Genomic DNA, 12,997 nt, shown 5'->3' with positions numbered 1-12,997 from the left:
CCCCGGTTCGCCTAACCGGTTTTTCGCGGTTGGCGGTTATGCGCCGCGCAGGCCGGTGGCGATGTGGCCGGTGATCGTGGCCAGCCGGGTGCCCTGGATGCGCAGGGCCTCCAGCGCCTCCTTGTCCGGCTCGGCGGATTTCCGGGAGACGAACGAGCCGCCGTACGGGTTGCCGGACTCGAGCAGGTGCGGCTGCGCGTAGCCGAGCGGCACGACTATCGCGCCCCAGTGGTAGAAGATGTTGTTGATCGCGAGCAGGGTGGACTCCAGTCCACCGTGCGCCGTGGACGCCGTGGTGAACGAGGTGGCCACCTTGTCCGCGAGCTTTCCCTTGGCCCACAACCCGCCGGTGCTGTCCAAAAAGGACTTGATCTGCGCGGCGGGGCCGCCGAACCGGGTGGGGCTGCCGACCGCGAGCCCGTCGGCCCACTCCAGGTCGTCCAGGGTGGCGAACCCGGCGTGCGGGCCGGAGTCGACGTAGGCCTGCCAGCGTGGGTTGGTCGCGACGGCCGCCGCCGGTGCGGTCTCGGGGACCGTGCGCAGGCGCACCTCCGCCCCGGTTTCCCGCGCGCCGTCCGCGAGCGCGGACGCGAGCTGTGCGGTGTTACCGGTGGCGCTGTAGTAAACGACGAGAATCCGAGTGCTCACCCTTGCCAGCCTAGGCGATCATGACCTACCGTCCCAGAGTCTGGACGGTACTGTTTGACAGGGTGAAACGGCCGTACCGTTTCCGGGCGTGACGACCACAACTCCGGTTCCCCAGCGCAGCGCCCCGCGGACGGCCGCGCTCGGCAGCATGATCGGCACGACCATCGAGTGGTACGACTTCTACCTCTACGCCACCGCCACGGCCCTGATCTTCAAACCGCTGTTCTTCCCCAACATCTCCTCGACCGCCGGCACCCTCGCCACCTTTGCCACTTATGCCGCCGGCTTCGGCGCGCGACCGGTGGGTGCCGTCATCTCGGGCCATCTCGGCGACCGGATCGGCAGGCGCACGGTACTGGTCGGCGCGCTGCTGCTGATGGGCGTGGCCACCACGGCGATCGGGGTGCTGCCCACGTTCGCCCAGGTCGGCATCCTCGCGCCGGTCCTGCTGGTGCTGCTGCGGATCCTGCAGGGGCTGGCGGTCGGCGCCGAATGGGGCGGCGCCGCGCTGCTGTCCGTCGAGCACGCGCCACCGGGCAAACGCGGCCTGTTCGGCAGTTTCCCGCAGATCGGCTCGCCTGCCGGGATGCTGCTGGCCACCGGTATCTACGCCGCCGTGCGGGCGCTGGCCGGGGACGACGGGTTCGTGTCCTGGGCCTGGCGGCTGCCGTTCCTGATCAGCGTCGTGCTGGTGGCCATCGGGCTGGTGATCCGGCTGCGCCTGACGGACTCGCCGGCGTTCGAGGAAGTCAAGCAGCGCAACGAAATCGTCCGGTTGCCGGTGCTGGAGGTGCTGCGCACCCAGCCGCGGAACGTGCTGCTCACCACGGGCCTGCGACTGTCGCAGATCGGGTTGTACGTGCTGCTGACGACGTACTCGCTCACCTATCTGCAGGGGCCTTTCGGTAAACACAGCCAGGTGGGGCTGTTCGCGGTGATGGTGTGCTCGGCGCTGGGCCTGCTCAGCACCCCGCTGTGGGCGCACTTGTCCGACCGCTACGGCAGGCGGCCGGTCTACCTGTTCGGCTCTGTCGCCGGCGTGGCCGGGCTGGTGCTGTTCTTCCTCGCCGCGGACTCGGGTTCGAAGATCGCGGTGGTGCTGGCGATCGTGTTCGGCGTGAACATCGCCCATGACGCGATGTACGGGCCACAGGCGGCGTGGTTCGGCGAACTGTTCGAGACCCGCGTCCGCTACAGCGGGGTGTCGCTGGGCTATCAGGTTGGCGCGGTGCTTTCCGGCGGGTTCGCCCCGCTGATCGCGGCCGCGCTGCTGGTCGCGGGCGGCGGCAGCCCGTGGCTGATCGTGATCTACTTCGCCGTGCTGGCCGTGCTGACGTTCGCGTCGGCCTTTTTCGCAAAGGAGACCGCCCGGTGAGCCGGATCTACCTCAACGCCTTCGACATGGCCTGTGCCGGGCACCAGTCGGCCGGGCTGTGGCGGCACCCGGAGGACCAGGGACATCGCTACACCGACGTGAAGCACTGGGTGGAGCTGGCGAAGCTGCTCGACGAGAGCGGGTTCGACGCGCTGTTCCTCGCCGACGTGCTCGGGGTCTACGACGTCTACAACGGCTCCCGGGACGCCGCGGTGGCCGACGCCGCGCAGGTACCGGTCAACGACCCGACGCTCGCGGTGTCGGCGATGGCGGCGGCCACGGAGCGGCTCGGCTTCGGGCTCACCATTTCGCTCACCTACGAGCAGCCGTACCTGCTGGCCCGCCGGCTGTCCACTTTGGACCACCTGACCGGCGGCAGGGTGGCCTGGAACATCGTCACGTCCTACCTGGAGAGCGCCGCGCGCAACCTCGGGCTGGACAGTCAGATCCCGCACGACGAGCGGTACGAGATCGCGGAGGAATACGTCGACGTCTGTTACCAGCTGTGGGAGTCGTCGTGGGAGGACGACGCCGTGGTGCGCGACGTCGGGCGCGGCGTGTACACCGATCCGGCGAAGGTGCACGACATAAACCACAAGGGCAGGTACTTCACCGTGCCGGGCCCGCATCTGTGCGAGCCGTCCCCGCAGCGCACGCCGGTGCTCTTCCAGGCAGGCGCGTCGCCGCGCGGCATGAAGTTCGCGGCCGCGCACGCGGAGGCGGTGTTCGTGTCGGGGCCGTCGCCGAAGGTCGTGCGCAAGTCCGTGGACCGGCTGCGCGCCGCGGTCGCCGAACGGGGCCGGGACCCGCGCTCGGTCAAGATCTTCACGATGCTCACCCCGGTCGTCGCGGAGACGAGCGAGCAGGCGCGGGCCAAACTGCGCGAGTACCAGGAGCTGGTCAGCGTGCCGGGCGCGTTCGCGCTGTTCGGCGGCTGGACCGGGGTGGACCTGGCCGAACTGGACGTGGACGAGCCGCTGACCTACACCGATTCCGACGCCAACCGCTCGGCGCTGGCGTCCTTCACCACCGCCGACCGGGCGTGGACGCCGCGCGAGCTGGCGGGGTTCATCGGGCTCGGCGGCCGCGGCCCGGTCATCGCAGGTTCGCCCGCCGAAGTCGCCGACGAGCTGGAACGCTGGGTGGACGAGGCCGACGTGGACGGATTCAACCTCGCCTACGCGACCACGCCGGGCACCTTCGCCGACTTCGCCCGCTGGGTGATCCCCGAGCTGCGCCGGCGCGGCCGGGTTCCCGGGCACACGGAGCCGGCCACGCTGCGGGAACGCCTCGGCTCCCCGTCGCCGCGGCTTTCCGCGCCCCATCCCGGGGCGGCGTACCGCCGGTGACCCGCGGGCACTAAGGGCGCCAGGGGCTCACGGTGTCGGTGGGCCTCGTCGGATCGTGGAACTTCGGGCGGTCCGGCTCGGACGTGCGCAGCGGCACGAGCCCGTCGACGATCGCGCGCATGATCTTGGCGTGCGCGCGTACGCCGGCGCCCGGCCGCTCCGGGTCCACATCGGACAGATCGACCGGGCGCCCGAAATGCACCTGGAACTTCGGCCGGCGCAGGGGAGCGGTGAATCCCGAACGGGCCAGCGGCAGCAGGTCGGCGGGGCCTTCGACCTTCTCCGTGCCCCAGTAGACGGCCTCGTGCGCGCCCCACTGGCTGATCGGCAGCACCGGCACGTTCGCGGCCAGCGCCAGCCGCGCGGCGCCGGTCTTGCCACGCTCCGGCCACAGCCCGGGATCGTGGCTGATCCGGCCCTCGGGGTAGACGATGATCGGGCTCGTCGTGGTCCGCATCGCCTCGACGGCCTGGCCGAACTGCTCGATCGCGCCGGCCTTGCCCCGGTCGATCCGCAGATGCCCGCTCGCGCGCAGGGCCGGGCCGAGCACCGGGGCGTCGAGCAGCCCGCCGGCGAGCAGGAACCTCGGCGCGATGCCGATCTGCTTGCACGCCGCGATCAGCACGAACGCGTCGAACACGCCGATGTGGTTGGCCGCCATCAGCAGCGGCTTGCCGCGCAGGTGAGCGGGGATCCTGCCGGTCACCCGCAGCCTGCCGACCAGGTGCACGAGGCCGCTGTCGACCGTCGACATCGCCCGCCAGATCGGGGGCGTGCCGCGGCGTGGCGCCCCGTTTTGCTCGTCGTTCGGCCTGAACATGAGCAGAGCATGTCAGACGCCCGATCTTCACCGGGATGGCCTACTGGACGCCGTACTGTGGCGAAAGTTCGGGATGCGCCGCGAGTGGCGGGTGTGACTCATGGGTTCGGCCGGTTACCGTAGAAGGCATGGCTGGTTCGACGGCGACGAGGAGAAACACCACGAAGCGGAGCGGCAGCAAGAGCCCGGCGCGGAAATCGCGCGGGGCTTCGAAGCCGCGGTCCGGTTCGACTCGTTCCGCTGCCCGGAAACCAGCGGCGCGGCGCTCGTCGGGCGGCGCGTTCGCCAAGGCGGTCCGCGGCAGCTGGACGCTGCTCGCGCGCGGGGCCGGCGGTCTCGCGCGCACCGTCGGGCGCAGCCGGGAGCTGGAGCCCGAACACCGTCGCGACGGGCTGGGCCTCGGCCTGATCGCGCTCGCCCTGATCATCGCCGTCGGCGTGTGGTGGCGGGCGGCCGGCCCGATCGGCCAGTACCTTGAGATCGGCACCCGCACCGTGTTCGGCGCCGGGGCGGTCGCGCTGCCGCTGGCGCTGGTGGTCGCCGCCATCGCGCTGATGCGTTCGGAACCCCGGCCGGAGACCAGGCCGCGAATGGTCATCGGCACCCTGCTGGTGATGTTCGCCCTGCTGGGCCTGCTGCACCTGTTCAACCGGCAGCCGCAGAGCAACGACTACCGCATGTACGCCGGCGGCCAGCTCGGCGCGCTCTCCGGTGGGCTGCTCGCGCGCGGCGTCACCACGTGGGTCGCCGCGCCGCTGCTGGTCCTCGCGCTCGGCTACGGGGTGCTGATCTTCACCGGCACCCGGGTCCGCGACATCCCGCAGGCGCTGCGCGAATGGGGCCTGGACCCCGAAGAGCGCGAGCGGATGGCGGAGGAGCAGCGCGCGTTCAAGGAGGAGCAGGAGGCGGCGGTCACCGAGGCCGACCCGAAGGCCGTGTGGCTGCGCAAACCGTCCCGCCGCCGCCAGGCCAGCGCCGATTCCGATGGCGAGCAGCTGGACATCGAGGCCGCGCTCGCCGAGCCGCCGACGCCGGCGCGGCCGCCGAAGGTCAAGGCCGCCGAAGTCCCGGAGAAGAAGCCGAAGAAGGCGGCCGAGCCCGCGCTTTCGGTCACCCGCACCGTCGAGGGTGACTACCAGCTGCCGTCCGCGGAACTGCTCACCCTCGGGGACGCGCCGAAGACCCGCAGCAAGGCCAACGACGCCATGATCGAGGCGATCACCGGCGTGCTGGAACAGTTCAATGTGGACGCTCAGGTCACCGGCTTCACCCGTGGCCCGACGGTCACCCGCTACGAGGTCGAGCTCGGCCCTGGCGTGAAGGTCGAGAAGATCACCGCGCTCACCAAGAACATCGCCTACGCGGTGGCCACCGACAACGTGCGCCTGCTGGCGCCGATCCCCGGCAAGTCCGCGGTCGGTATCGAGGTGCCGAACACCGACCGCGAGATGGTGCGCCTCGGCGACGTGCTGCGCTCGCCGAAGGCGGTCAAGGACAACCACCCGATGGTCGTCGGGCTGGGCAAGGACATCGAGGGCAATTTCGTCACCGCGAACCTGACGAAGATGCCGCACCTGCTGGTGGCCGGGTCCACCGGTTCCGGTAAGTCCAGCTTCGTCAACTCGATGCTGGTCTCCCTGCTGGCGCGGGCGACGCCGGACGAGTGCCGGATGATCCTGATCGACCCGAAGATGGTCGAGCTGACGCCGTACGAGGGCATCCCGCACCTGATCACGCCCATCATCACCCAGCCGAAGAAGGCGGCCGCCGCGCTCGCCTGGCTGGTGGAGGAGATGGAGCAGCGCTACCAGGACATGCAGGCCAACCGGGTCCGGCATATCGACGACTTCAACAAGAAGGTCAAGTCGGGGGAGATCACCGCCCCGCCGGGCAGCGAGCGCGAGTACCGCCCGTACCCGTACATCATGGCGATCGTCGACGAGCTGGCCGACCTGATGATGACCGCGCCCCGCGACGTCGAGGACGCGATCGTCCGGATCACGCAGAAGGCGCGCGCCGCGGGCATCCATCTCGTGCTGGCCACACAGCGCCCGTCGGTGGACGTCGTGACCGGCCTGATCAAGACGAACGTCCCGTCGCGGCTGGCCTTCGCGACGTCCTCGCTGACCGACTCGCGGGTCATCCTGGACCAGCCGGGCGCGGAGAAGCTGATCGGCATGGGCGACGCGCTGTATCTGCCGATGGGTGCCGGGAAGCCGGTCCGCGTACAGGGCGCGTTCGTCGGCGACGACGAGATTTCCGCCGTCGTCAACTTCACCAAGGACCAGGCGCAGCCGGAGTACGCCGACGGTGTCACGGCCGCGAAACCCGGTGAGGCGAAGGAGATCGACCCGGAGATCGGGGACGATCTTGATGTGCTGATCCAGGCGGCCGAGCTGGTCGTGACCTCGCAGTTCGGCTCGACCTCGATGCTGCAGCGGAAGCTGCGGGTCGGCTTCGCGAAGGCGGGGCGTTTGATGGACCTGCTGGAAAGCCGTGGGGTGGTGGGCCCGTCGGAAGGATCGAAGGCCCGCGATGTCCTCGTGAAGCCGGACGAGCTGGAAGGCGTCCTGTTCATGATCCGTGGCGGCGACGCGGCCCCGGCGGACGACGAGGACTAGATACCGATCTCCGCGACGGTGACCTTGTCGAACCCGCGTTCCGGGAACAGCCGCCGTGCCGCGCCGGCCGGCGCCTGGCTGCCTTCTATTCTGCGGAGATGACGACCGCAGCCGAGAAAACCGTCCTGGTCACCGGAGGCAATGCCGGTATCGGGTACTTCGTCGCCGAGCAGCTGGCCGGAGCGGGGGCGAGCGTCGTCCTGGGAAGCCGCAGCGACGCCAAGGCGGAAGCGGCAATGGGGGCGATCCGCTCCCGGGTACCCGGGGCCCGGCTGCGCCGCGTCCGGATGGATCTCGCCGACCTGGCGTCGATCAAGTCCTCGGTGGACGCGCTCGAGCTGGACAGCCTCGACGCGGTCGTGTGCAACGCCGGCGCGTTGCTGGACGGGCCGCGCCGGCAGACCGCGGACGGGCACGAGCTGACGTTCGCCACCAACCACCTCGGGCATTTCGTTCTCGTGCGGTGGCTCCTGCCGCTGCTCGCGGCCGCGCCCGCGGGCCGGGTGGTGACGACCGGGAGTTTCGTGGGCAAATCGGCGCAGCTGGACCTGGCCGATCCGCAGAGCGCGCGCGACTACGAGCCCAAGCGTGCGTACGCCCGGTCGAAGCTCGCACAGATGCTGTTCGGCTTCGAGCTCGACCGCCGGCTGCGCGCCGGGGGAAGCACGGTGGCGAGCGTCGTGAACCATCCCGGCGGCGCGCTGGACTCGCTGACCCCGTCGCGGCCGCCGGTCCACGTGCGCACCGCCGGTCAGCGCGCGCGGAGTCTGCCCGCCGGACTTGTCTTGCAGGGCAAGGAAGCCGGGGCGCGACCAGCGGTACGGGCGGTGCTCGACCCGGCCGTCACCGGCGGTCAGCTGATCGGCCCGAGAATGTTCGGCCTGCGCGGGCGGCCACGGATCGAGCCGGTGCGCGGGCAGCTGGCCGACACGACACTGGCCGCCCAGGTCTGGGCGGCCAGCGTGGACTTGACCGGTGTGGAGCCCGTTTAGACCGGGCAGCCCCCGGCGACAGCGCCAGCCGGCGTGTCAGCGCCCGGTGCGGTGCAGCCGGTGCGCACCAGGTGGCCGTTGTGCGAAAGGTAGGTCTCCCAGTACAGCGGCGCACTGGCGAAATCCGGCTCGTACGTGCTCTGCCGGACGATCGCGTCGGGCTCGCCGTCCCCGTTCAGGTCACGGGCTTCGGCGGTGACGCCTTCCACCTTGTCCGTCACGGTGATCTTCGCGCCCAGTTGCACCGCCGCCACGGCTCCGGCGTGCGCGCCGTAGCCGAAAGACACGGTGCAGCGGTCCGACGCGCACACCGCACCGGTCACCGTCGCGTAGGGAAAGCCGTCCGTGCCCTGGACCTGGGTGCTGTCCTTCAGCGCGGCGCCGTCCCAGTACGCCAGGTACGCCGACATCCCCCTCTGCAAGCCTTCCAGCCGCGAACCGCCGGGCAGCGCAACGGAGAAAACGCTTTCACACCCCTGCTCGCAGCCCGGCACGACGGCCTGTGCCGGCGCGGCGACCGGGGTGACGGCCCCCGCCGTCGTACCCGCGGCCGCCGACGACACGGCCAGCACCGCGACCCCCGCCGCGGCGACCATCCACTTGCGATACCCCCGGATCATGCGGCCCTCTCTTCAAGGACGCGGCAAGCCGCGGCCGTGTCTTTGGCCAGCATGGTGTTTGATGATTCGGACCTGCAAGCAGTCCTCATGCGGCCCTCTCTTGATGGTTCGACCTTCTCCACCCTCAAGACGCGCGGGCCGGGGGGAGGTTGCGTAACGTCCTTAAAGGACTTTCAGAATTCGAGCAGCATACGCGAGTTGCCGAGGGTGTTCGGCTTCGCGTAGGGGAGTTCGAGGAACTCGGCGACACCGGGGTCGATCGAGTGCCGCATCTGGTCGTAGACCGGTTGCGGCACCGGGGTGCCGTCGATCTCGCGGAACCCGTGCCGGGCGAAGAAATGGGTCTCGAAGGTCAGCACGAACACCCGCCGCAGGCCCAGCTCCCTGGCCAGCTCCACCAGCCGGTCCACGAGCTTGTGCCCGATGCCCTGCCCGCGCGCGGCCTTGTCGACGGCGACGGTGCGGATCTCGGCCAGGTCCTCCCAGAGCACGTGCAGGGCGCCGCAGCCGCGCACCTCGCCGTCGACCTCGGCGACCCAGAACTCCTGCATGTCCTCGTACAGGGTGACGAGTTCCTTCTCCAGCAGCACCCGCCCGGCGTCCGCGTCGACCAATGCCTTGATCTTGCGGACGTCCGCGATCCGGGCCCGGCGGATCACGACCTCGCTGACTGGGTCCTGCTGCACTTATCGACCGTATCCGGACGGTACGGGCGTTGTCGCGGTGGGTTCCGCCACGTCCGGGCCTGCTCGTATGCTGCGGGACGGGTTGCCGTGAACGAAGAGGGGGGCGAGTTGACGCGCGCGGGGTGGGATCCGTTCTCCGAGGCCGAACGGCAGGCGTCGATGGGGCGCACGACGATGCTGGCCACGCCGGACGGGGTCGCCTGGCTGCTGGTGCCCGGCAGGCCGTGGCAGTGGCGCAGGCAGGGCCCGTGGCAGTACGGCCAGCCGCCGCTGAATCCGCAATGGCGCGCCACAGCGCGCTATCTCCCGCCGCCTCCGCCGACGCCGGCGCAGCCGATGCCGCAGTTCCAGCAGCAACAGCCCCCGCCACCCCAGCCGCGTCAGCCCCCGCCGCCCCAGCAACCGCCGCCACCGAGACCGGCGTTCGAGAAGCTGCCCAACGGCTCCTCGTTCGTGTGCGGACCGGAGTCCGCGCTGGCGTACCTGGACAAAGCGGTCCGGATCGTGCAGTGGGCCGAGGGCACCCGGCATGCCGACGATCCGCGGAAACCCAAGCCCGCCAACCCGAACGGGCCGGGCCTGCTCGACGAGGTCGCATCGGTGATGAACTCCGACGCACTGCGCTTCATCGCCCGCGCCAACCGGGTCCGCCGGTCCCGCCAGGAGCGCGAGGACGCCGCGCCACAGCCGCCCGGCGGCCCGGTCACCGTCGAGGAACCCAACCCGATCCTGCTGTTCACCGGCCCGCCGCACAGCGGGCATCGCCGTCTCTACCGCGCGGTGCACGACGAGCTGGCCAACCGGGACGTCACCTTCAGCGGCTACATCACGTGGTCCGGTCCGGAGATCCTGCAGAGCGCCGAGAGCACCGGGCAGCCGGTCGACGTCGGCCTGAAGAACGCGATCGACGCCGAGGAGAGCCAGAGCAACCCGCTGCTGTTGCTGATCGAGAACGTCGACGCGCTGCTGGACGCGAACGCGCCCGGCGTGGCCCGCGTGCTCGACCAGCTCGCGCACGACCAGAAAAGCTGCCGTCTGCTGGTGCTGGCCGGTTCCGAGCGTGTGCTGTCCACGCTGACCACGGAGTCCCCGCGGCTGTCGTCCCGGCTGCTCACCTACCGCACGCCCGATTTCGCCCAGCCCGCCAACGGTGCCGTGCTGCTCGACGTCCTGCTGGCCGAGCGCAACGCCGCGGTGTCACAACCGGCCCGCGAGGTGCTCAGCCGCGTCGCGCGCGAACTGCGCGAGCCCGACGCGCGTGAGATCGAGGCGCTCGTCGGCACCGCCGCGCAGAACGCGATCGGCCGTGGCGCCGTGCTCGCCGGCCGCCCGCAGATCGACCTGCCGGACGTCGAGGGCCTGGGCGCGCGCCGTGCCGAAGGCGCGCCGGACGTGGAGCAGCTGCTGGCCGAACTCGACGCGATGATCGGCCTCGACGCGGTGAAACAGCGGGTGCGCGCGCTGGTCGCCGAAATGAACGTGGACGCGCAGCGCCGCGCGGCGGGCCTCAAAGTCGCCACCCGCAGCCGCCACCTCGTCTTCACCGGGAACCCGGGCACGGCCAAGACCACCGTGGCCCGGCTGGTCGCGCGGATCTACCAGGCGCTGGGCGTGCTGCCGAAGGGGCAGATGATCGAGGTGGGCCGCGCCGAGCTGGTCTCGGAGTACGTCGCGCAGACCCCACAGAAGACCCGTGCGGTGGTCGAGCGGGCGATGGGCGGGGTGCTGTTCATCGACGAGGCGTACAACGTCGTGCAGGAGTCCGAGGAGGACCACGGGCACGAGGCGATCGCGGAACTGCTGGTGCAGATGGAGAACCACCGCGACGATCTGGTGGTCTTCGCCGCCGGCTACCCGAAGGAGATGGACGAGTTCCTGGAAGCCAACCCCGGGTTGCGCTCGCGGTTCTCCGGCCGGGTGGATTTCCCGGACTACACCAACGACGAGCTCGCCGGGATCTTCGCGCTGATGGCCGGCCAGCAGGGCTACGAACTGTCGCCGGGCTTCCGCGAGGCCCTGCCGGAGGCGATCCGCCGGATCCCGCGTGGCCGTGGCTTCGCCAACGGACGCTCGGCGCGCGGGTTGCTGGAGGCCACGATCAGCCGCCAGTCCACCCGGATCGCCGCACGAGCCCACAGCGAGCCGAGCGCGCTTTCCCTTCTGGTGGCCGAAGATCTGCCCACCGACGCGGGGGTGGGCCAGTCCGACGACGCCGGTCCCCGCCGCGGTCTCGAAGATCTACTGTCCGAATTGGACGGAATGATCGGGCTCGTCCCGGTGAAGCAGCGGGTGCACGGGCTGGTCGACGAAACGAAGGTGGACGCGCAACGACGGCAGGCCGGGCTGCAGGTCGCGCCGCGCAGCCGCCATCTCGTCTTCACCGGCAACCCGGGCACGGCCAAGACAACGGTGGCCCGGCTGATGGGGCAGCTCTTCCGGGAGCTGGGCGTGCTGCCTTCGGGGCATCTGGTGGAGGCGTCACGCTCGGATCTCGTCGCCGAGTTCACCGGGCAGACCGCGCCCAAGACCCGCGAGATCTGCGAACGGGCCATCGGCGGGCTGCTGTTCATCGACGAGGCCTACAACCTTGTGCAGGACTCCGACGACGACTTCGGCCGCGAAGCCGTCACGGAATTGCTGGTACAGATGGAAAACCACCGGGACGACCTGGTGGTGATCGTGGCGGGCTACCCCAAGGAGATGGACGAGTTCCTGGAGTCCAACACCGGGCTGCGGTCCCGCTTCGCGGGCCGGGTCGAGTTTCCCGACTACTCGGCCGAAGAGCTGGTCGCCATCTTCACTTCGATGGCGCGGAAACAGGGGTACGAGTTCGCCCCCGACTTCGCCGCGGCACTGCCGGAGGCGATCCGCCGGATCCCGCGTGGCCGTGGCTTCGCCAACGGGCGCTCGGCGCGCGGGTTGCTGGAGGCCACGATCGGCAGGCAGTCGAGCCGACTGGCCCGCCGGCCGCAGGCCGATCCGGCGGCGCTCGTCCAGCTGACCGCCGCGGATCTGCCGGTCGACTCCGGCGTCGGCCAGACCGACGCGAGCGGGCCGCGGCGCAGCCTCGAAGACCTGATGACCGAACTGGACGGGATGATCGGGCTCAGCCCGGTCAAACAGCGGATGCGCACGCTGGTCGCCGAGACGAGGCTGGACGCGCGGCGCCGCTCCGCCGGGCTGCCTGTCGCCGCCCGCAGCCGCCACCTCGTCTTCACCGGCAACCCGGGCACGGCCAAGACGACAGTCGCGAGACTGATGGGCCAGCTCTACCGCGAACTCGGGGTGCTCCCGTCGGGTCACCTCGTCGAGGCGGCGCGGCCGGATCTGGTGGCGGAGTTCGTCGGGCAGACCTCGCCGAAGACCCGCGAGATCTGCGAGCGCGCCGTGGGCGGGGTGCTGTTCATCGACGAGGCGTACAACCTCGTGCAGGACTCGGACAACGACTACGGCCGCGAAGCCGTCGCGGAGTTGCTGGTACAGATGGAAAACCACCGCGAAGACCTGATCGTCATCGCGGCCGGGTACCCGGCCGACATGGATCGTTTCCTCGACAGCAACGCCGGGCTGCGCTCGCGGTTCGGCGGCACGGTGGACTTCCCCGACTACACCGACGCCGAGCTGGCCGCGATCTTCACCGCCATGGCCACGAAACAGGGCTACCGGCTGGCGCCCGAGCTCGAAGCCGGGCTGCCGGCCGCGATGGCGCGCCTGGACCGCGGCCCCGGCTTCGCCAACGGCCGGTCCGCGCGCGGGCTGCTGGAGCAGGCGATCGGCGCGCAGGCGTTGCGGCTGGCGGGTCCGGACGTGGATCTGGAGAGCCTCGCCGACGACGACCTTGCCGTGCTGACGGTGGCCGACCTGCCAGGCCAAGTACCCTGATTGG

General features: G+C 70.6%; 9 protein-coding genes. 5 read left to right on the top strand and 4 right to left on the bottom strand.

The annotated features are described in order from the left end of the window. Positions 1–36: 36 nt before the first annotated feature. Positions 37–648: an NAD(P)H:quinone oxidoreductase gene (gene wrbA, locus VHD82_RS14275; RefSeq protein WP_325702550.1), complete on the bottom strand. Its 612-nt coding sequence runs from the start codon at positions 646–648 to the stop codon at positions 37–39. An 88-nt stretch (positions 649–736) separates the two neighbouring features. Between wrbA and VHD82_RS14270 the strand changes: the two genes are divergently transcribed. Continuing rightward, entirely contained in the window at positions 737–2,023 is a 1,287-nt protein-coding gene (locus tag VHD82_RS14270; RefSeq protein WP_325702547.1) for an MFS transporter, read from the top strand. Continuing rightward, positions 2,020–3,372, top strand: a complete 1,353-nt coding sequence (locus tag VHD82_RS14265) for an LLM class flavin-dependent oxidoreductase (RefSeq protein ID WP_325702544.1) — start codon at positions 2,020–2,022, stop codon at positions 3,370–3,372. The genes VHD82_RS14270 and VHD82_RS14265 overlap by 4 nt, the downstream gene beginning before the upstream one ends. A gap of 10 nt (positions 3,373–3,382) precedes the next feature. Here VHD82_RS14265 and VHD82_RS14260 read toward each other — a convergent pair whose 3' ends face one another. Then, positions 3,383–4,192, bottom strand: a complete 810-nt coding sequence (locus tag VHD82_RS14260) for a lysophospholipid acyltransferase family protein (RefSeq protein ID WP_325702541.1) — start codon at positions 4,190–4,192, stop codon at positions 3,383–3,385. A 128-nt stretch (positions 4,193–4,320) separates the two neighbouring features. Between VHD82_RS14260 and VHD82_RS14255 the strand changes: the two genes are divergently transcribed. Both VHD82_RS14255 and VHD82_RS14250 read left to right on the top strand, forming a co-directional pair. Continuing rightward, positions 4,321–6,813 carry an FtsK/SpoIIIE family DNA translocase gene (locus tag VHD82_RS14255; protein ID WP_325702538.1) on the top strand — a complete coding sequence of 831 codons (2,493 nt, stop codon included), beginning with the start codon at positions 4,321–4,323 and terminating at the stop codon, positions 6,811–6,813. 98 nt (positions 6,814–6,911) lie between these two features. Further along, a complete protein-coding gene (locus VHD82_RS14250) occupies positions 6,912–7,805 on the top strand; it encodes an SDR family NAD(P)-dependent oxidoreductase (RefSeq protein WP_325702534.1) in 894 nt (297 codons plus the stop codon). Here VHD82_RS14250 and VHD82_RS14245 read toward each other — a convergent pair. Together VHD82_RS14245 and VHD82_RS14240 are read right to left on the bottom strand one after the other, a co-directional pair. Then, on the bottom strand, positions 7,802–8,425 hold the full coding sequence (locus VHD82_RS14245; RefSeq protein ID WP_325702531.1) for a hypothetical protein: 624 nt from the start codon (positions 8,423–8,425) through the stop codon (positions 7,802–7,804). The two genes, VHD82_RS14250 and VHD82_RS14245, sit on opposite strands and share 4 nt — an antisense overlap. A 173-nt stretch (positions 8,426–8,598) precedes the next feature. Then, entirely contained in the window at positions 8,599–9,111 is a 513-nt protein-coding gene (locus VHD82_RS14240) for an amino-acid N-acetyltransferase (protein ID WP_325702527.1), read from the bottom strand. Positions 9,112–9,198: 87 nt separating this feature from the next. On the opposite strand from VHD82_RS14240, the gene VHD82_RS14235 reads away from it, so the two are divergent. After that, complete coding sequence (locus VHD82_RS14235; RefSeq protein WP_325702524.1) at positions 9,199–12,993, top strand: AAA family ATPase; 3,795 nt, start codon at positions 9,199–9,201, stop codon at positions 12,991–12,993. The last annotated feature ends 4 nt before the right edge of the window (positions 12,994–12,997 follow it).

It is taken from the genome of Amycolatopsis sp. (assembly GCF_035546795.1).
Classification (GTDB): Bacteria; Actinomycetota; Actinomycetes; order Mycobacteriales; family Pseudonocardiaceae; genus Amycolatopsis_E.
This window is presented reverse-complemented; position numbering and strand designations above follow the sequence as displayed.